This is a genomic window from Streptomyces sp. NPDC045470, from assembly GCF_040646595.1.
In the GTDB taxonomy this organism is placed as follows: domain Bacteria; phylum Actinomycetota; class Actinomycetes; order Streptomycetales; family Streptomycetaceae; genus Streptomyces.
On sequence record NZ_JBEZAN010000011.1, the window covers coordinates 234544 to 257915 of the forward strand.

Below are 23372 nucleotides of genomic sequence, written 5' to 3' on the forward strand. Positions count from 1 at the left end.
AGTTCGAAAAGACGGACGAAAATGTCCGCGCAGCGGCCGAGTAGGACCGTTTCCCTACCGAAAGAGCCCACCCGGAGAACGGAACGTGCCTCCGCCGCCACTTCGGCGAGCATCGCGCTGAAACAGTCGGTGCGGGAGAACCCGTAATCCGTGCCGGGCGGGATTGCGGCGGGCCGGGCCACGGCACCGGGGCACTCACGTCCCGGGGCATCGGTCGCTGGGGGTAGGTCCTGCGCCGCAGGCGCGCTTCGCGCCTGCCTGGTCAAGGTCGGTTCCCATGGAGATACCGGCAATCGTTCGCCGCCAGACGTGTGTGCCAGCGCCACCTCCGCGACTGCGCGGAACGCCCGCAAGGAGCCGCGCGTACGCCTGGCCCTACCGGACACCTTCGACGTGCTGCTTCTCCAGGGTGAGGCGGAGTGCTTCCCGGACCAAGAGGTGCCCGGGAAGCGGCTGGCATGACGGCCGCCCTCGCGGTCACACCTCTCTCGGATCACGGTCTACCGCGGTACAACCGGAGCGCTAGGTGGGGTTTACGTAAGGCGCTACGTAGATCGCGTCCGGACGGCCCGAGGCGCCCGTACCCGGACGTAGCGTCGACGGCATCAGGCACAAGGGCTTGGAGCCCGGGCACAAGAGACACGCATGAGCGAAGGAAGTCCATGACCAGGACGAAGAAGACCGGGACGAAGGCGCGGAGCGGCCGGGTGGCTGTGATCGGTGCGCTGGGGCTGGCCTCCGTGGCTCTGGCCGCCGGGCCGGCGTTCGCCAAGGGTGGTGTGGAGATCACGGCGCCGCCCACGGCGCAGGTCGGCAAGACCTTCACGGTCACGGCGCACGGCGACGACGACGCCTCCAGCTACCTGCGGGTATGCCTGGAGAACCGCAGCGGCGGGTCGGCGTGGCACCGACTGACCTGCGGCGCCGTGGTCGAAAGGGGCTACGACGCGCGGGTCGCCGCACACGTCAAGGCCGCGCACAGCGGCGCCCAGCAGTACCGCGCGGTGGTGTACGGCCTGCTCAGCCCGGCCGACCACAACCCCGTACGCCAGCGGACTTCCAGCCCCACCACGGTGGACGTCCGCTAAGGCCGGCAGCCCGGCCGCGGACGGCATGCGGGATCTCACGACCATCACGACCACGGCCACGGCCGGGCCTCGGGGACGCTACGGCTGATCCCCGGGGCCCACATCGGTGCGCCTGCCTTCACCCAACACCCCGGCAGTCCCAGGAATTGTGTTGCCCCTGCCGTACCGGACGTCTTAGGTGGCCCCATCGGCCGACGGAAGGGCAGGGCGGGAACCATGGAGCAGCCGCAGCAGATGGAGCAGCGATTTCTGGGCGGGACGGGGTTGCGTGTCAGCGAACTGTGCCTGGGCACGATGACGTTCGGCAGCAGCGCGGACGAGGTGACGTCGCACCGCATGCTGGACGCGTTCACGGCGGCGGGCGGTACCTTCGTCGACACGGCGGACATCTACGGGCAGGGCGCGTCCGAGGAGGTCCTGGGCCGTTGGCTCAAGGCCCGTGGCAACCGTGACGACCTCGTCATCGCCACCAAGGTGTTCGGGTCGATGGGCGAGGGCGGCGGGAACGCGTCGGGCCTGAGCCGTAAACACATCCTGACGGCTGTCGAGGGCAGCCTGCGCCGTCTCGGTACGGACTACATCGACCTGTACCAGACACACATGTGGGACGTGGAGACGCCGGTCGAGGAGACCCTGTCGACGCTGGACGGGCTCGTACAGGACGGCAAGGTGCGCTACTTGGGCGCGAGCAGCGTCACGCCGTCGCAGTTGCAGAAGGCGCTGGACGTGGCACGGTTCCACCGTTGGGAGCCGTTCGTCTGTCTGCAGCCGCTCTACAACCTCCTGACGCGGGAACTGGAGTGGGAGCTGCTGCCGTTGAGCCAGGCGGAGGGAGTCGGAGTCATACCGTTCAGCCCGCTGCAGGGAGGCTGGCTCTCGGGCAAGTACCAGCGCGGCATGGCGGCCGCCCCGGCGGGCTCGCGGGAGGCGGCTGTCCAGGAGCAGCAGGGTCGGGAGAGCTGGCGGGACCGGGACACCGAGCAGACGTGGCGGGTCGTGGACGCGGTGCTCGCGGTCGCCGACGAGACGGGGCGTACCCCGGCCCAGGTGGCACTGCGCTGGCTGCTGCAGCGCCCGGGCGTGACGGCACCGATCATCGGAGCACGCACCCTGGAGCAGTTGACGGACAACCTGGGCGCCCACGGCTGGGAGCTTGCGCCGGAGCAGGAGGAGCGCCTGACTGCGGCGAGCGAACGTCCGCTGCCGTACCCGTACGACGTACTGGCGCGCCCGAGGGAGCGCTCGCGCCCTTCGCGCCGGGTCCAGGACGCGTAAGACCGCCCCACTGCTGCGGGACGCTGCGCTCGACTACGAGAGGGGGAAAGGCCCCGAACGGGGCTACGCGTCGGCGGTTCCGCGAGTTGCTGCCCGGTAGCCGCCGGGTGCCAGGTCGGCCGTGCGGGTGAACGTGTCGATGAATGCGCTGGTGGTCGCCCGCCCGCGGCTCCGGCCGGACTCGGTGACCGATCGCCCCTCTGCGAGCAGGATCATGTCCCCAACCACAGGTCGCGGCCGCGCAGGAGGCCGGCCGATGAGACACGGGCGGCCGTGCCTCACGGACCGGCCGTGCCGCGAAGGCCGGGGATCAGACCGGGCCTGGCACCGATCTCCGCCACATCCCCGCGGACGGCAGCCACGAAGCGTCCGAGTTCCGCCGCAAGGACGTCCCAAGTGACCGGTGAGGTCCAGGCATCCGGTTCGAAGACCGAGCCGCCCCGCCACCCCTCTGCCGACTCCACCATCCGCACCACCCCCGGTTCCGGGTAGGACATCGAGTCGAACACGAAGTCACCGCGCTCGCCGTCCGACCGGCGCAGCCAGCCCACCAGAGCACGCGCCAGCTCAGCCACGGGGAACTGCTCCTCCGCCAGCACCACCCGGTCTCCGTCCCGGATGACCAGGTCTGCCTCGATGTCCACGAGCAGAACTCCGTCATGCGCCCTCTCAGGCCGAAGGCCACGCCGGTACACGTCCGGCGCACCCGCATTCCGGTACCCCAATCTCACTGACATCCGGCCCTCCCGAGCGTTCACGGGCCACACATCCACCGGCCATCCAAGCCGTAAACAATACCAAGGCCCGCCAAGGCCTACCAAGCAGCTCCAAAAGGGTTGTCAGGGTCGCTTCACGGGTGCGGGCTCCCGGTCCCGCGCTCTACTGCCAGGTCGCGGTCTCGGGGTCGATGCCGTGGGCCCGGGCGCCGGCGTCGACGATGCGACGGAACCATGCGGCAAGGCCGGTGCGGATGCCGTCGTAGTGGGCAGCGAATCCCGGATCGGTCTCGAACGTACGGGCCAGGCAGACCTGCATCTGCCTGGTGAGGGGAAAGTACGAAGCGAAGACTTCGCGGTGCCGCTCGACGAGTTGGTCCGCTTCCGGACTGCCGGGGGTGACGACTGCGTCCATCGCCTCCCCGAGGGCGCGGTCGAGGTCGGCCATGGCGTCGGTGACCGCCTGCCATTCCTCCGGGCCGCGAGAGGCCGAGCGTTCGGCGTACTGCTGCCATTGCGTCGTGCCCCCGTAGCGCCGACGGGCCTCGGCGGGCCAGTCCGGATTCCACTGCGGGCCGAAGACCGCGGCCTGCTGCTCGACGGTCAGCAGCAGGCCGCGCTCGTGGGCGTCGATCATCCGGTCCAGTCCGGCGCTGAGCCGCTGGAGGCGGGCGATCCGTTCGGCGACCTGGGTGCGTTGCGCGCGCAACGCACCGGGTACATCCGCGGTCGAGTCGTCCAGGACGGTCCGGATCCGGTCCAGGCCGAGACCGATCTCGCGGTAGACGACGACGCGGTGCAGACGTTCCAGATCACCGGCGGTGTAGAGCCGGTATCCGGCAGTCGTACGCAGCGACGGCCGCGCCAGGCCGATCTCGTCCCAGTGGTGCAACGCGCGGACGGTCACGCCCAGCCGCGCCGAGGCCTGACCGACGGTCAGGCCACCGGCCTCATCGGCATCAGACATGCTTCTCATGGTCGCCGCGGCCGGCGTCCGGTGGGGTGATTCCGATGGCTGCAAGGTTCCGCGCCTCCTGACTGGCCGGATCGAAGGGCTTCGCCGCAGTAAAGACGATCCGTGCGCTCTCGGGCGTGATCACCGTCACGTCGCGGGTGTTCCAGGGCGTGTCCCTCGGCCCCTCGACCGAGTCGGGGCGCAGCGCGCGACATGCCTCGGCGAGGGGGTCGACCTGGCCGAGCACGCACGCGAAACTGCAGCTCATCGCCGGTGGCTGTGCCGGAGCGTTCTCCGCCGGGACGAGGAGTACGTCCTGGAACGCCCACCGGCGCAGATGTACGAGCCTGCCGGGGATGCCGAACAGCTCGAAGAACCCGAGCCCACGGGTCCAGAAGTCCACCGAAGCCGCCAAGTCGCTCGTGGGGATGTCACGAACGCGGGCATCCCGTATATGCCGTGGAACGGCTCCGGCGGAACCGCGTCCGGGCCGGGAGCGGGTACGGGGCTCATCTCGAACGCGTTGTAGTAGTCGCTCATGCCCCCCACACTCCAGCCTCACGCTACGTGAGGGTCAAGCCTGGTGATGACGAGCATGAACGTCCATGAACCGCCCGCATGGGGGCCGACGCACGAGACCCCTCCAGCCAGCACCTATGTGATGTTCAAACGTCTGATGTTTGTCTGTATGCTGCCGCCATGAAACGCATCAGTACACCGCGGCGGACAGCCAGCCTGTCCGCGCAGCTCGTGGACAGTCTCCGCTCGCACATCGAGGCAGGCGGATGGCCGGTGGGAACGCGTATCCCGTCGGAGCAGGCGCTCATCGAGGAGCTCGGGGTCGGGCGCAGCACCCTGCGGGAGGCGCTCGGCGCGCTCGTACACCTGGGCCTGCTGGAGGCCCGGGTCGGGGACGGCACCTACGTCCGCGCGTCGAGTGAGCTCCAGTCGGTCATGGTGCGGCGAGCGAGTTCCGCGCAACGGAACAACGTGCTCGAACTGCGTACCGTCCTCGAAGAGTACGCCTCAGGAGCCGCCGCCCTGCGCCGCAGCGAGGACCAGCTCCACCAGCTCAAAGAGCTGGTGGCCGACGCCGACGCGGCCTGCGCCGGCGCGGACAGGTCCGCGGCCGAGAGTGTCGACGCGCTGTTCCACCGGGCCGTCGTCCGGGCGAGCGGCAACGACCTTCTGATCGAGATGTACGACCACCTCGGTACGGCTCTCACCTCCTCCCTGGGCGGCCTGCCCTGGGACGCCGCCGGCGCCGAGGAGCATGCCACCCTGCACCGGCGCCTCGTCGACGCGATCGAGGACCGGGACGAGAGCGGCGCCCGCGCCGCGGCGGCCGCGATCGTCCAGCTCACCCGCGACCACGAGGCCGGGGCCCCACACGAAGCGGCGGGAGAGTGAGTCCGCGGGCGGCGTCGCTGTCCCGTCGGCGCTCCACCGCGGCGTCGCCGGCCGCCGACCGCACCCGGCCCGCCGTGTCCGTCGGGCTCGTCCTCGCGATCTGCCTCGTAGCGGCGAACCTGCGTACCGGCCTCACCGGTGTCGGTACGCTGCTCCCGGCGATCGAGCACGGCAGCGGCCTGACATCGAGCTGGGGCGGACTGCTGAGCACGCTCCCCCTGCTGACGTTCGCCGCGACGTCACCCCTGGTGGCCCGGGCCTCCCACCGGTTCGGCACCGCACGCCTGCTGGTGGCCGCCCTCGGCACACTGGCGGTCGGCACCGTGGTCCGGTCGATTCCCTCGGTGATCTGCCTGTTCGCCGGGACCGTGATCCTTTCCGCTGCCATCGCGTTCGGCAACGTGCTGCTGCCCGCGCTGATCCGGCGGAGCGTGCCCGCACACCGCGTCCAGGGCATCAGTGCTCTCTACGTCACGGTCATGGGCGTCACGGCCGCGGTCTCCTCCGGGATCTCCGCGCCGCTCTCCCACACGTTGCCGGGTTCCTGGCGCACCGCGCTCGCCTGGGGTGTCGCCTTCACTGTCGCGGCGTTCCTCGCCTGGCTGCCCCGGATGCGGGGCGACAGGCCCCACTCCTCCACCGGGGCGACCCGCAGCCCGGTCCCCTGGCGGTCCCGACTGGCCTGGCAGGTCAGCCTGTTCATGGGCCTGCAATCCCTGGCCTTCTACACGGCCGTCGCGTGGCTGCCCAGCATTCTGATGCACCACGGCACGACCAGCACCACGGCCGGGTGGATGCTGTTCCTCTACCAGCTGATCGGCCTGGCGGCCAGCGGTCTCCTGCCCCTGCTCACCCGGGGCCGTCACGACCAACGATGGGTTGCGGCGGGGGCCTCGGTCCTCGTGGCCGGTGGCTTCGCCGTACTGGTGTCGGCCCCCGCGCTGTCCGTTCTGGCGTGCATCTTGCTCGGCCTGGGTGGCGGCGCGTGTCTCGTCCTCGCACTGACCTTCCAGAGCGAACGCGCCGGCAGCCCCGGAGAAGCTGCCGCACTGGCAGGCATGGCGCAGTCCGTCGGCTACCTCGTGGCAGCGGCCGGGCCCCTCCTCCTCGGCATCCTGCACGACAGCACAGACAGCTGGACCCTTCCGCTCGTGCTTCTGGTCGTTCTCGGCATCGCCATGGCAGGTGCCGGATACGGCGCAGGGCGCAACCGCCAAGTGCGGTGTCCGGCACGCTGACAAGGCCGCCCACTCATCCCCGCAGCATGAAGATTCCCCCACCTGAACGGGCCTTCCAGCCCCAGGCGCAGAGGAGAGCACTCATGTCCGACTCACAGCCCCCGACCGACGCGTTCACCGCGCATACGGCGCAGCCACCGACCGACGAGTTCACCACACGTACCGCGCAGCCTCCGACCGACGCGTTCACGCAACGTACCGCGCAGCGCGCCGCTCACCTGTACGCGACAGACCCGCAGTTCCGCGACGCCGCGCCCCTGGACGCCGTCACCGAGGCGATCCGACGGCCGGGACTCACGCTCGCCGACCTCGTGGCCACGGTGATGGAGGGGTACGCGGACCGCCCCGCCCTGGGCGAGCGTGCCACCGAACCGGTCACCGACCCTGATACGGGCCGTACCACGCTGCGTCTCCTGGAGCGCTTCGACACGATCACCTACGGCGAACTGTGGGAACGCGTCGGCGCGGTGGCCTCCGACTGGCGGCACCAGCCCGGCCACGCCGTGGGCCGCGGTGACGTCGTCGCGCTGCTCGGCCCCACGAGCGCCGAGTACACCCTGGTGGATCTGGCGTGCGTCCGCTCCGGTGCGGTGAGCGTCCCCCTCCAGGCCGGCGCCTCGGCCGAACATCTGGCCCCCGTCGTCGCGCAGAGCGGGCCGCGCCTGCTCGCGGTGGACGTGGCCCACCTCGACGTCGCGCTCCAGCTCGCGGCGGACACCCCGTCGCTGGACAGGGTCGTCGTTCTCGGCCACCGTCCCGAGATCACCGCTCACCAGGAGAAGCTGGACTCCGCGCGCGATCGCCTCGCCGCGCAGGGCCGAGGCGTCGCCCTGGACACCCTGGCGTCGGTCATCGAGCGAGGGCGGGCCCTGCCACCGGCCCCCCGGTGCCCCGAGGGGGCGACGGCCGACACACTCAGCTCGCTGATCTACACCTCGGGAAGTACCGGCACCCCCAAGGGCGCCATGTACACCGAGCGGCTTGTCCGGCAGTTCTGGGTCGACTTCGTGCCTGGCCAAGGCGTACGGCCGTCCATCGTGCTCAATTACCTGCCGTTGAGCCACATGATGGGACGGGGCGTACTGTTCGGCACACTCGCCCGTGGGGGCATCGCCTGCTTCGTGGCGTCGAGCGACCTGTCGACGCTCTTCGAGGACCTTTCCCTGGTCCGCCCCACCGAGTTCATCATGGTGCCCCGCGTCAGCGACATGCTCTTCCAGCGTTACCAGGCCGAGTTGGCCCGCCGGAGCGATACGGGGGTGGAAGGCGACACGTCCGAGCAGATCGAGCGCGTACAGGCGGAACTCCGAACGGAATTGCGGGAGGAGGTCCTGGGCGGCCGCCTCCTGTGGGCCGTAAGCGCCTCGGCACCGTTGAGCGCCGAGATGACGGCGTTCGTCGAGAACTGCCTGCACGTCCGGCTGCTCAACGGTTACGGGTCGACGGAAGCCGGAATCGTCTCGCTCGACGGCCGGGTGCTGCGTCCGCCGGTGACCGACCACAAACTGGCGGACGTGCCCGAGCTGGGATACTTCCGGACCGATGCGCCGCACCCCAGGGGCGAGCTGCTGATCAAGTCCGACCGGCTCATTTCCGGCTACTTCCAGCGGCCGGATGCCACCGCCCAGGTCTTCGACGAGGACGGCTTCTACCGCACGGGCGACATCATGGCCCGCACCGGCCCCGACACGTTGGTGTACGTCGACCGCCGCTCCAACGTCCTCAAGCTGTCCCAGGGCGAGTTCGTGGCCACGTCCCGTCTGGAAGCCCTGTTCACCGGCAGCCCGGTCGTCCGGCAGGTGTTTGTGTACGGCAACAGCGCCCGTGCCTACCTGCTCGCGGTCATCGTGCCCACTCAGGACGCGCTCGACCGTGCCGGCCAGGACCCCCGGCGGCTGAGGTCGATCCTGCGCGAATCCCTGCAACGCCTCGCCACCGAGGCGGGTCTCAACGCGTACGAGGTGCCTCGGGACTTCCTCATCGAGACCGAGCCGTTCAGCCAGCGGAACGGGTTACTCTCCGGAGTGCGGAAGCTGCTGCGCCCCGCGCTGACGAAGCGCTACGGTGAACGCCTCGAAGCGCTGTACACCGAGCTGACCGAGCGCGGGGCCGACGAACTCCAGGCACTGCGCCAGGCAGGCCCGTCCCAGCCGGTAGCGGAGACCGTGCTCCGTGCCGCCCGCGCGCTCCTCGGACACCGGCCCGGCGACGTCAGGTCCGGCACGCGCTTCCTCGAACTCGGTGGTGACAGCCTCTCCGCGCTGTCGTTCTCCCAACTGCTGAAGGACATCTTCCACGTCGATGTCCCGGTCGACGTCCTCATCAACCCGGTCAACACACTCCGGCAGGTGGCTGACCACATCGAGAAGGCCCTTGCGGGGCACCGGCGTCCGACCGCCGACAGCGTCCACGGGCCGGGCGCTACGCGGCTGTTGGCGGGCGACCTGACGCCGGACGCTTTCCTCGACACGGACGCCCTCGCGAAGACCGGCAGGCCGACCGGTCCGCTGCCCGAGGCACGGACCGTCCTGCTGACCGGCGCCAACGGCTACCTGGGCCGCTTCCTGTGCCTCGAATGGCTGGAACGGGTCGCCGAGCGCGGCGGCACCCTGGTGTGTGTGGTCCGTGGCAGCACCGACGAGGCGGCCCGGAAACGGCTCGACGCGTCCTTCGACAGCGGCGACCCGGAACTCCTCCGGCACTACCGCGAACTGGCCGCCGAGCACCTGGAGGTGGTCGCCGGCGACATCGGGGAAGCCGGCCTCGGGCTCGACAAGGGGACCTGGCAGCGGCTGGCAGACACCGTGGACCTGATCGTCCACCCGGCGGCGCTCGTCAACCATGTCCTGCCGTACGACCAGCAGTTCGGCCCCAACGTACTGGGGACGGCCGAACTGATCAGGCTCGCGCTCACCTCCCGGATCAAGCAGTTCACCTACCTGTCGACGGTCGCCGTCGTCTTCGGGTACGAGGCCGCGGCCGACGAGACGGCCGACATCCGTACGGCCTGCGGGGTGCGCGACCTCGACGGCGGTTACGCGGACGGTTACGCCGCCAGCAAATGGGCGGGCGAGGTGCTGCTGCGCGAGGCACACGACACGTACGGTCTGCCGGTCGCCGTGTTCCGCTCCAACATGATCCTCGCGCACCGACGCTACCGGGGCCAGCTGAACATCCCGGACGTGTTCACACGCCTCCTGCTGAGCCTGCTGGCGACAGGCATCGCCCCGGAGAGCTTTTACGCCCGAGGTGTCGGTGCCGATACCGGCAGCGGGCACTACGACGGTCTCCCCGTGGACTTCACAGCGCGCGCCATCGCCGCGCTGGGCGACGGCGCACGGGAGGGGTACCGGACCTTCAACGTCGTCAACCCGCACGAGGACGGCATCTCACTCGACACCTTCGTCGACTGGCTGGTGGCAGCCGGGCACCCCCTGACGCGCATCCGCGATCACGACGAATGGCTCGACCGCTTCGGGACCGCCATGCGCGGCCTGCCCGATCGCCAGAGGCAGCATTCACTGCTCCCCCTGCTGCACGCCTTCGCCGAGCCGGAGGAGCCCTTGCCCGGCTCCGCACTGCCTGCGCAACAATTCCGCGCGGCCGTCCGGGCCGCCGCCCTCGACGAGGAGAACGACATCCCCCACCTGTCGCAGGAACTGATCACCAAGTATGTGGCGGACCTTCGGGCACAGCACCTGCTGTGACCAGCCAGGCCGGGGCGGAGGCTGGGCCTAGGAGTGGCCGGGAGACGGCCGGTCGGCGTCGGTGCGTACATGCGCGCGCAGCCCTTGCAGTCCGAACAGGATGAGGAGTTCGACCGCGCCGCCATCGGCGCTGCCCAGCCAGTGCGGCAAGGACGTGTCGAACTCGGCTGCCTGACCAGGCGGCAACGTCAGGTCGCGATCGCCGGTCACGAGCCGCAGGTGACCGTTGAGCACGTAGAGCCATTCGAAGCCCTCATGCGTCTGCGGAGCCGGTTCGAGGGGTTCCGGACGGGCGGGGATGATCATTTTGAAGGCGTGCACGCCGCCCGGACGCCGGGACAGGGGTACGAAGGTCATGCCGTGCCGGCTGATCGGCTTGAGGTGGATCCGGGGATCGCCGGTGCGCGGAGCACCGACGAGGTCGTCCAGCGGGACGTCGTAGACACGGGCCAGCGGCAGCAGCAGCTCCAGGGTCGGCCGGCGTTGCCCGCTCTCCAGCCGGGACAGGGCGCTCTCCGATACGCCGGTCGTCACCGCGAGGGCGGCGAGGGTGATGCCGCGGTGACGGCGCAGCGCACGGAGCCTTGAGCCCACCGCGTCGAGCACGTCGTCGTCCGTCTTGGGGTCCATGCGGCCCATCTTGCCGTTACCGCAAGTTTCCGTGCCAGGCCGTGCGGTGCCTGGCGACACTGGGCGCCCACCGACACAAGGAGTCTTGATGAGCACCACCGATGCGGTCGCGTTCTGGGACGGCGTCCACGCGGCCCGGCCGGCAGCCGGACACCCGCGGCCCAACGCCCGTCTCACCGAGACGGTGACGGGTCTGCCGCCTGGCGACGCGCTGGACCTCGGCTGCGGTGCCGGCGGCGACGCACTGTGGCTCGCCGACCAGGGGTGGCAGGTCACCGCCGTCGACATCTCGGCCGTGGCGGTCGAACGGCTCGCCACCCTCGCCCGCGCGCACGGCCTGGCCGAACGCGTCACCACCGTGCCGTACGACGTGCACGAGTCCTTCCCGCCCGGCGCGTTCGATCTGATCTGCGCCCATTACCTGCAGTCCCCGTGCGACCTGGACCGGGCGACCGCCCTGCGTGCGGCGGCGCACGCCCTGCGCCCGGGCGGGCGGTTGCTGGTCGTCGACCACGGCTCGGCCGCGCCGTGGTCGTGGCAGCAGGATGCCGACACGCGGTACCCGAGCTCGCAGGAGGTCGCCGCCGGTATCGGCCTGGCCCCGGAGACATGGACGATCGAACGGGCCGACGCGCCCCGCCGGATCGCGACCGGGCCGGACGGGCGCACCGCCGAAGTCACCGACCATGTCCTCCTCGTCCGCCGCACCGCCTGACGCGGTGGCCGGCGCCGACCTCGACGACGGCTCGACGAAGAAAGGCGACCCCTGTTGCCCAGCACCACGCGCCACACCCACCGCGGCGACACCCCACCACCCCGGACCGGAAGCAGCGAGGCCGAGGTCCTGCGCGGATTCCTCGACTACCTCCGTACGTCGATCGCCGCGAAGGTCGACGACGCCCCCGAGCCACAGGCCCGAACAGCCGCCGTACCGTCGGGCACGAACCTGCTCGGCCTGCTCAACCACCTGACGGCGGTCGAGCGCTGGTTGTTCCTCGGGGACGGCGTCACCGACTGGCGGGCGACGTTCCAGGCCGCACCGGCGGACAGCGTCGCCGACATCGTGGCCCGCTACCGCGAGACGGTCGAGCGCGCGAACGTCGCCCTCGACGTGTGCACCGATCTCGACGCACCGTTCCCCCGGCCGCAGCAGGGGCGCCCCGGCCCCAGCGTCCGCTGGGCACTGACCCACATGATCGAGGAAACCGGCCGTCACGCGGGCCACGCGGACATCCTCCGCGAGCTGATCGACGGCTCGACCGGTCGCTGATTCACCCGCGTACACGGCCCCCCGGCTCCGCGTCCAAGATCGATTGTCAGTGGTGGGTGAGAAGGTGGGAGCACCGAGTCGGAAGAGGGGGAGCTTTCATGTCCGGAAAGCAGAACTACATCAATCACGTCGCTCTTGTGCTGGATGCCAGTTCGTCCATGTCGCACCTGAGCCGTAAGGTCGTCGATGTCGCCGACCAGCAGATCGCTTATCTGGCGCGCCGCTCGAAGGAACTGGACCAGGAGACCCGCGTCACGGTGTACGCCTTCGCGGACACGGTGGAGTGCGTCATTTACGACAAGGACGTGCTGCGGATGCCGTCCCTGAAGGAGCTTTACCGGGTCGGCGGAATGACGGCGCTGCTGGCGGCCACGCTGAAGTCGCAGCGGGAACTGGCGCAGACCGCTCAACTGTACGGCGACCACAGCTTCCTGACGTTCGTGCTGACCGACGGGCAGGAGAACGCGAGCCATCGCTGCCCGGACGCCGCCGGCAAGGGCACCCGTGAACTGGTCGAGGCCGTGGACGCATTGCTCAAGAGGCAGGAGGACAACTGGACGCTCGCCGTCCTCGTGCCGGACCAGATGGGCAAGCGCGAGGCGATGCAGTGCGGCTTCCCGAAGGACAACATCGCCATCTGGGACGCCACCAGCACCCAGGGTCTGGAGGAGGCGGGGCTGGTCATCCAGCAGGCCACCGAGAACTTCATGGTGGGCCGGGCCCAGGGCATCCGAGGATCCCGGGCGGTGTTCTCCACCGGCGCGGAGGCGGTCAACAAGGACACCATCGAGGCAGCCGGCCTCACTCCCGTGGCTCCGTCGCAATACCAGCTGATTCCGGTGGCTCGCGCAGCGGCGATACGGGAATGGGTCGTCGAATGCGGACACACGTACCGTACCGGTTGCGCCTTTTATCAGCTGAGCAAGTCGGAGAAGATTCAGGCGCGGAAGCAGATCGCCGTGCTGGAGAAGAAGACGGACCGGGTGTACACGGGGCCGGAGGCCCGATCCTTGCTGGGCCTGCCGGACGAGGAAGTTCGCGTCAACCCGGACCGCAATGACGACTTCACCATATTCGTGCAGAGCACCAGCGTGAACCGGAAGCTGGTGCCGCACACGCGGCTGCTGCTGATGCTCTGATTCCTCGGCGGCCTTGAAGTCCCGGAAGCTCCGAAGCTCCGCCGGCCCTACCGGCGGGGCCGCATCCGCGGCTTCGGCATGCGGGTTCTCGTGGGTGCTGACGTTACGAGCGCCGTGCCGCAGACAAAGTGCCCCCCAGGACCCCGCCCGCACCACCGCCGAGCACGAGGCCGATCGCCATATTGTGGAAAACAGTCGACCCGAGTACGAGCCCGGCCGCGATGCCGATCAGCATGCCGGCAACCAACCCGGTACTGAGCGACGGTGCTCCGACTTCCTCGTCGTTCGTCACGCGACCATGGTGCCGGACGTGCCTCTGGGGGCCAGTTGCCCGGCAGCAGACCCTACGGCCAACTCTTCGGGCGACCTCGCGGCCGGCCGTGCGCCTCACCACCTGACCAGCCGCGACAACCCGGATGACGACGGAAGACCCCGCCTCTACGATGGGCCGATGGCATCGATCAAGCAGTTCCAGGTCACCTTCGACTGCGCAGACCCCGAGCGCGTCGCTCGCTTCTGGTGCGAGGCGCTGGGGTATGTCGTACCGCCGCCACCGGAGGGGTTCGCCACTTGGGACGACTTCGACCGATCGCGGCCGCCTGAGCTACAGGGTTCGGCGTTCGCCTGCCACGACCCCTCGGGGGTGGGCCCGCGACTGTACTTCCAGCGTGTTCCCGAAGGGAAGGTGGTCAAGAACCGGGTGCATCTCGACGTGCGGGCCGGCACCGGGCTCGTGGGTGAAGAGCGGGTGGCCGCGCTTGAGGCCGAAGGCGCACGCCTGGTCGCGCTCGGCGCGGTACGCGTGCGGCTGCTGCCCGCTGACGACGACAACGAGTCGTGTCTCTGCATGCAGGACGTCGAGGGCAACGAGTTCTGTCTCGACTGAGTGCCGGGCGACCATGCACGCATGCCACGCCGCACGCGGGCGGCCCGCCCTGGCGGGTCCGCCCGGGCCGGGCAAGCCACCGGGGCCCGTACTCTCGGCGGCATGGTGTTCGATTCGGCTCATCTCGATCTCCAGCCCTACGCCGGTTTCGCCATGGATTCCTACGTCCGGCGGACGCACTGCAGCTGGGAGGACGCCGACTGGCAGTCCTTGCTGGTACAGCGGTTCCACCACGTCCCGGTGGTCGAGAGCATGGAGTTGCCGGCCGCGGCGGACCTGCACCTGATCCTTCCCGTGGCCGGCCGGGCCGTGATGGAGACGCGGGCCGGTGGCCCATGGCACCGCCGCACCTGGGCACCCGACCAGCTCGAACTGGCCGTCCCCGACCGGTCCGTCCTCCGCCGCTACCGCGGGGACGGGCCGTTGCGCAGCATTCAGGTGCACATCCCGCGCGGCACCGTCGAACGTACCGCGGCGCAGTTGGGGAGCCGCGAGGTCGACTACGCGAGCATGGCGGCATCCGTGGCCGCCGGGGACCCGCTCCTGGTGGAGGCGGTCCGTGCCGTCGGTTCGGCGGCGGAGACCGGGGACCTGTACGCCGAGGCATCGGCCGCCTTCCTGGCCGTACACCTGCTCACCCGTCACTGCGGGGCCCCGGAGCGGCGGGGGCCGGTGCGGGAGGACGCGCGTGTCCGCGCGGCGATCGCGCTCATGCGTGACCGGCTGGCCGAACCGCTCACGCTGGCCGATGTCGCGGACGAAGTGCATCTGAGCGTCTTCCACCTCGTCCGCGTGTTCCGCCGGGCGACCGGGCAGACACCTCACCGCTACCTCACCCGCCTCCGTGTCGAAGAGGCGAAACGCCTGCTGCGCGAGACCGACTTCACGGTCGCCCGGATCGCACCGCTCTGCGGATTCGCCGACCCCGGCGCCCTGTCGACGGCGTTCCTGCGCCACACCGGCGTCCGCCCTTCGGCGTACCGCAATTCCTGACCTCTTCGCGGCAATCTCGCGCATGGGTCCGAGCGGTGACCGTACCTAGGGTTTCGTCCATGGCTGGAAACACGACGACACCGCCGGGCACCGAGCAGACCGGACAGATCGAGCACTTCCCCCTTCACGTTCCCGACCGCGAGCTGACGCTCCTGCGGACTCGTCTCGACGAGGTCCGGCTCCCCGAGCCCGAGACGGTGCCGGACGCGTCCCAGGGCATCGGGCTCGGCCGGCTGAGGACGTTGCTGGACGCCTGGCGACAGCACGACTGGCGGGCCACGGAGGACCGCTGGAACGCGATTCCGCACTACCGCGCCCGTCTCGACGGGCTGAACATCGCGTTCTGGCACGTGCGCTCGCCCGAGCCGACGGCGCTCCCCTTGGTACTGACCCACGGCTGGCCGGGCTCCGTGCTCGAATTCGAGAACGTCCTCGGGCCGCTCACCGATCCCGTGGCTCATGGCGGTTCCGCCGCCGACGCGTTCCACGTGGTCGTACCGTCGCTGCCCGGATTCGGGTTCAGTGAGCGTCCGGGTGAGCGCGGCTGGCAGCCGGCCCGTACGGCGCGGGCCTGGGCCGAGCTGATGACCACGCTCGGGTACGAGCGGTTCGGCGCGCACGGCGGGGACTGGGGCGCGTACGTCAGTACCGAACTGGCGCGCCAGGTGCCCGAGCGCGTCGCCGGTCTGCATCTGACGATGCCGCTCGCCTCTCCTCTGCCGGCGGACCGGGACGCCCCCGACCCCTCGGAGCTGCGCATGCTGGAGCGACGCGACAACCATCTCGCGGACGGCTACGGCTTCGGCATGATCATGGCGACGCGTCCGCAGACGCTCGGCTACTCCCTGCTCGACTCCCCCGCCGGTCTGGCGGCGTGGCTCGGCGAGAAGTTCGACGCCTATTCCGACACCCGGCCCGAGGCCGGTGGCGGGGTGAGCGTGACGCAGCAGGTGGAGAACATCGCCCTGTACTGGCTGACCGGGACCGGCGCCTCCAGCGCCCGCTGGTACTGGGAAGCCATGCGGTGGGTGCCGCGCAGCGCCGAGGAGGAGATCGCCCAACCGGTGACGACGCCCACCGCCTGCTCACTGTTCCCGGCCGAGCCGTGGCCGACCGCCCGGCGCTGGGCGGAGCGCCGTTACCACGACCTCCGCTCGTGGCACGAGATGGATCGCGGCGGCCACTTCCCCGGCCTGGAACAGCCGGACCTGCTGGTTGCCGAGATCCGCGCCGCGTTCCGGCACACACGTCAGCACACGGACGGTCGCAAGCGATAACGGCTTCCCTGTCAGACATTCGGAGTGAGCGGCTGCCCCGACCAGTCGGCCGGGGCAGCCGCTCACTCCGGCTTCCGGCAGAAGACATCGAGTCGGACTGCCGGGTCCGTAGCTCAGTGCAGGTCAGCGTGTCGGGCGCACGCCCACAGGACGAGCCCGAGGAAGCTGAACGCGGCACCCAGCGCGCATACGGCGCCCCACCCGGCGACCGTGTAGAGCGTCGTCGCGGCGATGGCGCCGGCAGCGCTGCCGACCGAGTAGAAGACCATGTATCCGCCGATCAGCCGGCTGCCGGCGTCCGGGTGCAGCGCGTGGATCAGGGTTTGGTTGGTGACATGCACCGCCTGCACGGCGAGGTCGAGAAGGATCACCCCGACGGCCAGGGCCCAGAGCGAGCTGCGGGTGAAGGCCAAGGGCAGCCACGAGGCGGCGAGCAGTGCCAGGGCGATGCCGGTGGTCCGCCGGGAGAGCCCACGGTCGTTCAGACGGCCCGCCACCGTCGCGGCCAGGGCTCCGGCGACGCCGATCAGGCCCAGCGCCCCGATCGCACTGTGCGGCAGAAAGTACGGGGCCTCGCTGAGCGGCAGCGCGACGCTGCTCCACAGGGTGCTGAAGGCGGCGAAGATCAGCAGCCCGAACAGGGCCCGGAGCCGCAGCAGTCTTTCCCGTACGAACAGGGTGACCGTGGAGCGCAGGAGCTGCCCGTAGCGCAGGGCGGTCGGCGGGGCGTCAGTACGGCGCGGCAGCACGCGGTACAGGACCAGGGCGAGGAGAGCGGTGAGCGACGCGGAGGCGAGGTAGACGGAGCGCCAGCCCGCCAGGTCGGCCAGCAGGCCGGAGGCGGTGCGGGCGAGCAGGATTCCGACGACCACGCCGCTGGTGACCAGGCCGACGACCCGTCCGCGTACGGCGGGTGCGGCCAGTGACGCGGCGAAGGCGACCAACGTCTGGGTGACGACCGCGAGAAGCCCGGTGGCAGCCATGCCCACGAGCAGGAACGTCGCCGTGCGGGCGGCTGCCACGACGGTCAGCGCCAGCACCAGGAGCAGTAACTGGGCCACGACGAGCCGTCTGCGGTCGGCCACGTCGCCCAGCGGCACGAGGAAGAAGAGCCCGAGCCCGTACCCGACGTGCGTCAGGGTGACCACGCTGCCGACGAGCGCCGGGCTCATGCCGAGGTCCTGTCCGATCGTCACCAGGAGCGGCTGGGAGAAGTAGACGTTGGCCACGGCGGCCCCGCAGGCGACGGCGAACAGGATGACGACGCCGCGGGACAGGACGGACGCGGCACCTTCCTCCCTCCCGGCCTCGGCCTCAGTCCCGACCTCGACTCCGACCTCTGCCTCAACCTCGACTTCGGCCCCTGCCTCTACCTCCGCTTCGACTTCGGCCTCTGCCTCGGTCCGTCGTGTCACAGCCTCACCCTTGCCGGGCATCGGTACCCCTCCGACCATCTGGTTTCAACTTGCCACCATAGCGACGGAGACCGTAGCCGTTTTGGTAGCATGTTGCAACCACTCAGAGAGCGAGGGCGCCATGGTGACCAGGACACGCTTCGACGACAGCGACTGCCCCGTCGCCCGGTCGGTGGACGCGATCGGCGACTGGTGGTCCCTGCTGATCGTGCGGGACGCCTTCGACGGAAGCCGGCGCTTCGGGGAGTTCCAGCGCAGCCTCGGCGTCGCAAAGAACATTCTCACCGCGCGACTGCGCACCCTGGCCGCCGGCGGAATCCTCGAATCCGTTCCCGCCTCGGACGGCAGCGCCTACCGCGAGTACGTACTCACCCCGAAGGGCGAGGCGCTCTTCCCCGTCATCGTGGCGCTGCGACAGTGGGGCGAACAGAACTTCTTCGCCCCCGGCGAAGCACACTCACAACTGGTCGACCGACGCCACGGAGAGCACCTCCGCACATTGGAAGTGCTGTCTGCGGACGGGCGACGACTGGGCCCTGATGACACCACCGTCCACAAGGTCTCCAGCCATCGGTCCGACCCGAAGGATCGAAGCTGACGCGTCACACCGCCGTGAAATCCTGCCCCATTTGAACGTTCTGGAAATACCTACCCCTTTCGCCTGGACCGGCCATATCGGTGTGGCGCACCGGGGAGGGCAACTCGAAGACATCACGAAGTCGTTGGGATCTCCGCGGGCGGACAGCTCGTCGACCGGAGCCGACGGGCTGCCGTAGCTGTATGCGTACGGCGGTCTGGAACTCGACATCCACCAGTCCCACTACCAGGCGAGCCAGTCAGTCACCGTCCAGACGAACCGGCCCACGACGGAATGGCCGTCGCGGGAGCCGGGCCCGGTGGAGACGTCCCCCGGCCGGACGAGCCCACGCCCTGCGCAATGCCGGTTTCCGAGCGCGGCCACCACGCCTGCGGTCAGGGCCGTCCCGCGGAGTCAGGCACGAAGTCGGATGAGTACATGACGTTAGAATCCCGAATCGGCACACAGTGCACTGAGTGTCGGGAAAGTCGGCCTTGCCCGTGAGAAGGGTGCGGTGCCGCGCCCGGCGATGAATTCTGATCGCGCGAAGGGGACCGCGAAGGCGCCATGAACAGACTTTTCTCACGTATACCGAGGGCGACCCGGGCACTGGCCGCAGGCCTGATCGGTGCCGCTCTGCCGCTGGCGTTCGCCCCGTTGGCCGTAGCCGGCCCGGCCGCCCCCCTCGGGTCTGCGCAGCCCGAGCTGCGGGTGGTGTCGTGGAACATCTGCGGCGAAGCGGGCGGTCGGCGCGGTGAGGCCGGGTACTGTCCGCACCGCAACGAGCCGGAGCAGAAGGCCGCGCAGATCAAGAAGCTCGTCGACGAGCGACAGGCCAACGTGGTGATGCTGCAAGAGGTGTGCGGTGTCGCCCCGAACAGTCATCTGGAGTTGCTACGCGCCCAGTTGGGCGACGGCTGGGACGTACGGCATGCCTCCGGGGCCCGGCCCGACGGACGCACCGACTGCCGTGGGGCACTCTCGGGTGAGCTGGGGGTCGCCCTGGCGGTCAAGGGGAGCATCACCGAGAGCTCTTCGGCCAACATGCTGCCCGCGGACCCGTCGGGCCAGGACAAGCAGACACTCCCGGTCCTGTGCGCGTCCGTCCAGGGCTGGACGACCAGGGTGTGTACCACGCACATCGCGGTCGGCGAATCCGAGCGCGTCGCCCAGCAGGTCAAGAACGTGAAGGCGTACCTCGGTACGGCAGCGAACTCCGGCTTCGTCCTCGGTGGGGACTTCAACCGCAACGCGGGCGCGGACTACATGAAGCCGCTGACCGATTCCTTCGACCGCTGCATCGACGGCTTCACCTACCACGGGTGGGACCGCGCGACGCGGCGGCACTCACTCCACGAACTGGACCACTTCTTCACCGACCGGGCTCCCGGCAACAGCCGGTTCGCGACCTGCGCCATCGACACGTCCCGGATGGACCGGTCGGAGAACGAGCCCACCAGCGGCCCGCCCACCGGGTACTCCGACCATGCGCCGATCTTCGCGCAACTGCCCGGGGCGCCCGTCCCCGGCGACCTGAGCGGCGACGGCAAACCGGACCTGGTGGCGGTGGACGACACGGGCAAGCTGCGCCTCTACCCCGGGCTGGGCGACGGCGGGGTCACCGGCGGCCACCGCGTCATCGGCACGGGCGGCTGGTCCGGCGCTTCCGTCACCCACCGCGGCGACTTCACCGGCGACGGCCGCGAGGACCTGTTCGCGCGCATCGGCAACGACCTGTGGCTCTACCCCAACACCGGCGAGGGCTCGCTCGGTGCCCGCATCCGGATCGGCCGGAACTGGCCCGCCGACGCTCAGATCGTCGCCGCCGGCGATGTCACCGGCGACGGCCACCCCGACCTCGTGACGCGTTACGAGGACAAGCTGTGGCTGTACGCGGGTGATCCGGCGGACCGGCCGCAGCTCAAGCCCCGGGTCCGGCTGGGTGGCGACGGCTGGGCGCCGATGACGCTGTCCGCGGCCGGCGACGCCACCGGCGACGGGCGACCCGATCTGTTCGTCCGGGACACCCGCGACGACAAGCTGTGGCTCTACCGCGGTCGTTCCGACAACACCTTCGGCGACCGCACCCTCTACGGAACGCGCGGCTGGGACACCCGCAACCGTCCGTTGATCACCGGAGCGGCGGACGCGAACGGCGACGGGGTGGCGGACCTGTGGGCCACGACGGCGGACGGGAGCGGCACGCTGCTGTACTACAAGGGCGGCACCGGCACCGCCGGTGACCCGACGGACGGTGACGCCAGGATCGTCGGCCCGACGGGCTGGAAGCGGATCCAGGCCATCAGCTGAGGCCGACCGGCCGGTTCCGGTTTCCGGAACCGGCTCGTGGGGCCGTGGGCTCCGGAATCGCGGGACAACCGAACTGCGCAAGCACGGAATCGCAGAACCGCGAAAGGCCGGCCACCGGCCTACCGTCGGCGCGCTGAGGCCCCAGCCACTCCCCCACCACTGGGCACCGCCCCCGCCAATCCAAGAACCAACCTGCCCCTGAGCAGAGCAAAGCCCCCACCGAACAGACAAAGACCCAACCGAACAGAAAGAACGTCATGTCTGCCAGACACTCCTCCCGCGCCGGTCTCACCGCTGGGATATCCGCTGCCGCCCTCACCGCAGTCCTGCTGACCGCCGGGTCAGCCGACGCGGTCGTGGGCCCGGCCGCCCAGGACGGTTCCTATCCGTCCACCGTGAAGCTGGACATCGGCGACGGCAAGCGCAGTTGCACGGCCACACTCGTCGACGAGCTGTGGCTGGTCACCGCCGCCAGTTGTTTCACCGACGACCCCGCACAGTACGCACAGCTCACGGCCGGGGCGCCGAAGCTGAAGACCACCGCGACCGTGGGGCGCACCGATCTCTCCCGGCCGGACGACGGCACGGTCACGACCGTCGAGCAGCTCGTCCCACGTGGCGACCGAGACCTGGTCATGGCCAGGCTGGCCGAGCCGGTCCCCGGGGTCGCACCGGCCGGCCTCCCGACCGGGAAGCTGTCGCGCGACGAGGACGTCACCGTCAGCGGTTTCGGCCGCACCAAGGACGAATGGGTACCCGACCGCCTGCACTACGGGCGCTTCACCGCGCGCGGCGTGGAGAACAGCACCATCGACCTCGCCGGCAAGGACGACGCGGCCGCCGTGTGTGAGGGTGACGCCGGTGCCCCGGTATGGCGTGCGAGCGGCGGCCGGTACGAGCTCGTCGGAGTCAACAACCGATCGTGGTTCAAGGGCTGCTTCGGTCATGAGGACGAGGCCCGCGACGGTGCCGTCGCGTCCCGTACGGACGACATCGCCGACTGGATCCAGACGGTGCGGCTGACCACGAAGGTCCCGGACGTCAGCAACGTCATCGCGGCCGCCGACTTCGACGGCGACGGCCGCACCGACATCGCCGCCGTACTGAACGACGGAAACCTGCACGCCTTCTCCGCCAACCCGGACGGCACGCTGCGGTACGGCCGCGAGCTGTGGGCCCACGACGGCACCTGGAAGAACTACACGCAGATCATCGGAGGTGACTTCAACGGCGACGGCAAGGCCGACCTGATCGCCCTCCGCGGCGACGGGCAGCTCTTCCTGCACACCGGCTCCGGTGACGGCCTCCTCAACCCGCGCCGCCCCCTGTGGCACGACACCTCCTGGGGCACGATGAAGCAGATCGTGCGCTACCGCTCCGACTCCTCCGGCCGCGACGGCCTGGCCGCCGTGTGGGGTGACGGCTCGCTGCACGCCTACACCACCAACCCCGACGGCACCCTCGTCAACGCCAAGCGCGACCTGTGGCCCGACAAGACCTGGGACGGCATGAAGCGCCTGGCCTCCGGCGACTTCAACGGCGACGGCCGGGACGACATCGCCGCGATCGCCTACGACGGTGCGCTCCGCCTCTACACCGGCAACGCCCAGGGCACGGTCAGCCGTGCCGCTGACCTCTGGCACGACAAGACGTGGGGCTACATGCGCTCCGTCCTCGGCGGCGACTTCAACGGCGACGGCAAGGCCGACATAGCCGCCCACCGCGTCAACGGCGACCTGCGCCTCTACACCGGCAACGGCAAGGACCCGCTGACCAGCGGCCCCCTCATGTGGTCCACCACCTCCTGACCGGCCCTCCCCCTGCCCTGCAACCAGCGGCCCGCACGGCGACGCGTGACGTCCGCCGTGCGGGCCGCTGCCTCGTTCGTGGGCCGATGGGAGCGTGCTACGTTCCCCGGAGGCTACTCGCGCATCGCAGGACGGGGGCTGCCATGACGTACACGTCGCCGCTGTGGCCCGTTTCCGTGAAAGGTGTCGCGCTCGACGCACGTGAGCGTGTGCTGCTCCTGCGCAATGAGCGCGGCGAGTGGGAACTGCCGGGCGGCCGCCTGGAGATCGGCAGCACCGGTGAAGGGCAGTTGCCGGACCCCAGTCCGGAGGCTGCGCTGGAGCGCGAAATCCGGGAAGAGACCGGCTGGGACGTCGAGGCCGGACCGCTCCTTGACGGCGGGGTATGGATCTACCAGCCCGTTCCCGGGTGCCGCGTGCTGATCGTGACCTACGGCTGCACCGTGCTGACTCCCCAACGGCCGCCCGTCGTCAGTCACGAGCACGAGCGGCTGGGCCTGTTCACCGCGGACGAGGTGCCAGGGCTGACCATGCCGGACGGATACAAGCGAGCCGTCGCCGCCTGGTACGGCTAGGGCCTTTTCTTCGGATCATCTCGCCGACCAGATGAAGATGGCGGCGAGGTGGAGTCCGGCGAGGTAGATGGTGGCGGTCTTGTCGTATCGGGTGGCCAGGCCG

21 protein-coding genes and 2 pseudogenes are annotated in these 23372 nt (G+C 70.1%); 16 read left to right on the forward strand and 7 right to left on the reverse strand.

What is annotated here, in order from left to right:
* Window positions 1-309 precede the first annotated feature (309 nt).
* The 3 genes and pseudogenes from AB0A97_RS27615 to AB0A97_RS27625 form a co-directional block, all read left to right on the forward strand.
* Window positions 310-447 (forward strand): annotated as a pseudogene (locus tag AB0A97_RS27615) (pyridoxamine 5'-phosphate oxidase); the annotation flags it as partial.
* Window positions 448-662: 215 nt separating this feature from the next.
* Window positions 663-1088: a hypothetical protein gene (locus tag AB0A97_RS27620; protein ID WP_361154919.1), complete on the forward strand. Its 426-nt coding sequence runs from the start codon at window positions 663-665 to the stop codon at window positions 1086-1088.
* A 234-nt stretch (window positions 1089-1322) separates the two neighbouring features.
* Window positions 1323-2363, forward strand: a complete 1041-nt coding sequence (locus AB0A97_RS27625; protein WP_361154967.1) for an aldo/keto reductase — start codon at window positions 1323-1325, stop codon at window positions 2361-2363.
* 63 nt (window positions 2364-2426) lie between these two features.
* Here AB0A97_RS27625 and AB0A97_RS27630 read toward each other — a convergent pair whose 3' ends face one another.
* From AB0A97_RS27630 to AB0A97_RS27645, 4 genes and pseudogenes are all read right to left on the reverse strand, one after another.
* Window positions 2427-2579, reverse strand: a complete 153-nt coding sequence (locus AB0A97_RS27630) for a hypothetical protein (RefSeq protein ID WP_361154920.1) — start codon at window positions 2577-2579, stop codon at window positions 2427-2429.
* Window positions 2580-2641: 62 nt separating this feature from the next.
* Window positions 2642-3007, reverse strand: a complete 366-nt coding sequence (locus AB0A97_RS27635; protein ID WP_361154921.1) for a hypothetical protein — start codon at window positions 3005-3007, stop codon at window positions 2642-2644.
* A 235-nt stretch (window positions 3008-3242) separates the two neighbouring features.
* Entirely contained in the window at window positions 3243-4046 is an 804-nt protein-coding gene (locus AB0A97_RS27640; RefSeq protein ID WP_361154922.1) for a MerR family transcriptional regulator, read from the reverse strand.
* Window positions 4039-4574, reverse strand: a pseudogene (locus tag AB0A97_RS27645) (VOC family protein). Before AB0A97_RS27645 ends, AB0A97_RS27640 begins: the two are co-directional and overlap by 8 nt.
* A 159-nt stretch (window positions 4575-4733) precedes the next feature.
* Here AB0A97_RS27645 and AB0A97_RS27650 point away from each other — a divergent pair.
* The 3 genes from AB0A97_RS27650 to car all read left to right on the forward strand — a co-directional run bounded on the left by AB0A97_RS27650 (window position 4734) and on the right by car (window position 10389).
* Window positions 4734-5444 (forward strand): FCD domain-containing protein, encoded by a 711-nt coding sequence (locus AB0A97_RS27650; protein WP_361154924.1) that lies wholly within the window; start codon window positions 4734-4736, stop codon window positions 5442-5444.
* Window positions 5441-6682 (forward strand): MFS transporter, encoded by a 1242-nt coding sequence (locus AB0A97_RS27655; RefSeq protein WP_361154925.1) that lies wholly within the window; start codon window positions 5441-5443, stop codon window positions 6680-6682. The genes AB0A97_RS27650 and AB0A97_RS27655 overlap by 4 nt, the downstream gene beginning before the upstream one ends.
* 83 nt (window positions 6683-6765) lie before the next feature.
* Window positions 6766-10389, forward strand: a complete 3624-nt coding sequence (gene car / locus AB0A97_RS27660; RefSeq protein ID WP_361154927.1) for a carboxylic acid reductase — start codon at window positions 6766-6768, stop codon at window positions 10387-10389.
* A 27-nt stretch (window positions 10390-10416) separates the two neighbouring features.
* Here car and AB0A97_RS27665 read toward each other — a convergent pair whose 3' ends face one another.
* Window positions 10417-11019 (reverse strand): XRE family transcriptional regulator, encoded by a 603-nt coding sequence (locus tag AB0A97_RS27665; RefSeq protein WP_361154928.1) that lies wholly within the window; start codon window positions 11017-11019, stop codon window positions 10417-10419.
* Window positions 11020-11107: 88 nt separating this feature from the next.
* Here AB0A97_RS27665 and AB0A97_RS27670 point away from each other — a divergent pair, with 88 nt between their 5' ends.
* From AB0A97_RS27670 to AB0A97_RS27680, 3 genes are all read left to right on the forward strand, one after another.
* Complete coding sequence (locus AB0A97_RS27670; protein ID WP_361154930.1) at window positions 11108-11734, forward strand: methyltransferase domain-containing protein; 627 nt, start codon at window positions 11108-11110, stop codon at window positions 11732-11734.
* A 54-nt stretch (window positions 11735-11788) separates the two neighbouring features.
* The gene (locus AB0A97_RS27675; RefSeq protein WP_361154932.1) at window positions 11789-12289 is read left to right on the forward strand and encodes a DinB family protein; all 501 of its coding nucleotides are present in this window, start codon (window positions 11789-11791) and stop codon (window positions 12287-12289) included.
* Between the two features lie 98 nt (window positions 12290-12387).
* Window positions 12388-13428 carry a vWA domain-containing protein gene (locus AB0A97_RS27680; RefSeq protein ID WP_361154934.1) on the forward strand — a complete coding sequence of 347 codons (1041 nt, stop codon included), beginning with the start codon at window positions 12388-12390 and terminating at the stop codon, window positions 13426-13428.
* A gap of 103 nt (window positions 13429-13531) precedes the next feature.
* On the opposite strand, the gene AB0A97_RS27685 is transcribed toward AB0A97_RS27680, so the two are convergent.
* On the reverse strand, window positions 13532-13720 hold the full coding sequence (locus tag AB0A97_RS27685; RefSeq protein ID WP_361154935.1) for a hypothetical protein: 189 nt from the start codon (window positions 13718-13720) through the stop codon (window positions 13532-13534).
* Window positions 13721-13879: 159 nt separating this feature from the next.
* Between AB0A97_RS27685 and AB0A97_RS27690 the strand changes: the two genes are divergently transcribed.
* From AB0A97_RS27690 to AB0A97_RS27700, 3 genes are all read left to right on the forward strand, one after another.
* On the forward strand, window positions 13880-14314 hold the full coding sequence (locus tag AB0A97_RS27690) for a VOC family protein (protein ID WP_361154936.1): 435 nt from the start codon (window positions 13880-13882) through the stop codon (window positions 14312-14314).
* A gap of 102 nt (window positions 14315-14416) precedes the next feature.
* Window positions 14417-15307, forward strand: coding sequence for an AraC family transcriptional regulator (locus AB0A97_RS27695; RefSeq protein WP_361154938.1), 891 nt, complete (start codon window positions 14417-14419; stop codon window positions 15305-15307).
* Window positions 15308-15366: 59 nt separating this feature from the next.
* On the forward strand, window positions 15367-16584 hold the full coding sequence (locus tag AB0A97_RS27700; RefSeq protein WP_361154939.1) for an epoxide hydrolase family protein: 1218 nt from the start codon (window positions 15367-15369) through the stop codon (window positions 16582-16584).
* 113 nt (window positions 16585-16697) lie between these two features.
* Here AB0A97_RS27700 and AB0A97_RS27705 read toward each other — a convergent pair whose 3' ends face one another.
* Window positions 16698-17999 (reverse strand): MFS transporter, encoded by a 1302-nt coding sequence (locus tag AB0A97_RS27705; protein ID WP_361154941.1) that lies wholly within the window; start codon window positions 17997-17999, stop codon window positions 16698-16700.
* A gap of 121 nt (window positions 18000-18120) precedes the next feature.
* Between AB0A97_RS27705 and AB0A97_RS27710 the strand changes: the two genes are divergently transcribed.
* From AB0A97_RS27710 to AB0A97_RS27725, 4 genes are all read left to right on the forward strand, one after another.
* On the forward strand, window positions 18121-18597 hold the full coding sequence (locus AB0A97_RS27710; protein WP_361154943.1) for a helix-turn-helix domain-containing protein: 477 nt from the start codon (window positions 18121-18123) through the stop codon (window positions 18595-18597).
* A 546-nt stretch (window positions 18598-19143) separates the two neighbouring features.
* Window positions 19144-20886 carry an FG-GAP-like repeat-containing protein gene (locus AB0A97_RS27715; RefSeq protein ID WP_361154945.1) on the forward strand — a complete coding sequence of 581 codons (1743 nt, stop codon included), beginning with the start codon at window positions 19144-19146 and terminating at the stop codon, window positions 20884-20886.
* 257 nt (window positions 20887-21143) lie between these two features.
* Window positions 21144-22694 carry an FG-GAP-like repeat-containing protein gene (locus AB0A97_RS27720; protein ID WP_361154946.1) on the forward strand — a complete coding sequence of 517 codons (1551 nt, stop codon included), beginning with the start codon at window positions 21144-21146 and terminating at the stop codon, window positions 22692-22694.
* A gap of 143 nt (window positions 22695-22837) precedes the next feature.
* The gene (locus AB0A97_RS27725; RefSeq protein ID WP_361154947.1) at window positions 22838-23269 is read left to right on the forward strand and encodes an NUDIX hydrolase; all 432 of its coding nucleotides are present in this window, start codon (window positions 22838-22840) and stop codon (window positions 23267-23269) included.
* The last annotated feature ends 103 nt before the right edge of the window (window positions 23270-23372 follow it).

What these genes read in the sequence shown, in the direction of transcription:
- AB0A97_RS27620 (WP_361154919.1), top strand. Translation starts at nt 663, where the DNA reads ATGACCAGGACGAAGAAGACCGGGACGAAGGCGCGGAGCGGCCGGGTG.
- AB0A97_RS27625 (WP_361154967.1), top strand. Translation starts at nt 1,323, where the DNA reads ATGGAGCAGCGATTTCTGGGCGGGACGGGGTTGCGTGTCAGCGAACTG.
- AB0A97_RS27630 (WP_361154920.1), bottom strand. Translation starts at nt 2,579, where the DNA reads ATGATCCTGCTCGCAGAGGGGCGATCGGTCACCGAGTCCGGCCGGAGC.
- AB0A97_RS27640 (WP_361154922.1), bottom strand. Translation starts at nt 4,046, where the DNA reads ATGTCTGATGCCGATGAGGCCGGTGGCCTGACCGTCGGTCAGGCCTCG.
- AB0A97_RS27650 (WP_361154924.1), top strand. Translation starts at nt 4,734, where the DNA reads ATGAAACGCATCAGTACACCGCGGCGGACAGCCAGCCTGTCCGCGCAG.
- car (WP_361154927.1), top strand. Translation starts at nt 6,766, where the DNA reads ATGTCCGACTCACAGCCCCCGACCGACGCGTTCACCGCGCATACGGCG.
- AB0A97_RS27665 (WP_361154928.1), bottom strand. Translation starts at nt 11,019, where the DNA reads ATGGACCCCAAGACGGACGACGACGTGCTCGACGCGGTGGGCTCAAGG.
- AB0A97_RS27670 (WP_361154930.1), top strand. Translation starts at nt 11,108, where the DNA reads ATGAGCACCACCGATGCGGTCGCGTTCTGGGACGGCGTCCACGCGGCC.
- AB0A97_RS27680 (WP_361154934.1), top strand. Translation starts at nt 12,388, where the DNA reads ATGTCCGGAAAGCAGAACTACATCAATCACGTCGCTCTTGTGCTGGAT.
- AB0A97_RS27690 (WP_361154936.1), top strand. Translation starts at nt 13,880, where the DNA reads ATGGCATCGATCAAGCAGTTCCAGGTCACCTTCGACTGCGCAGACCCC.
- AB0A97_RS27695 (WP_361154938.1), top strand. Translation starts at nt 14,417, where the DNA reads ATGGTGTTCGATTCGGCTCATCTCGATCTCCAGCCCTACGCCGGTTTC.
- AB0A97_RS27700 (WP_361154939.1), top strand. Translation starts at nt 15,367, where the DNA reads ATGGCTGGAAACACGACGACACCGCCGGGCACCGAGCAGACCGGACAG.
- AB0A97_RS27710 (WP_361154943.1), top strand. Translation starts at nt 18,121, where the DNA reads ATGGTGACCAGGACACGCTTCGACGACAGCGACTGCCCCGTCGCCCGG.
- AB0A97_RS27715 (WP_361154945.1), top strand. Translation starts at nt 19,144, where the DNA reads ATGAACAGACTTTTCTCACGTATACCGAGGGCGACCCGGGCACTGGCC.
- AB0A97_RS27720 (WP_361154946.1), top strand. Translation starts at nt 21,144, where the DNA reads ATGTCTGCCAGACACTCCTCCCGCGCCGGTCTCACCGCTGGGATATCC.
- AB0A97_RS27725 (WP_361154947.1), top strand. Translation starts at nt 22,838, where the DNA reads ATGACGTACACGTCGCCGCTGTGGCCCGTTTCCGTGAAAGGTGTCGCG.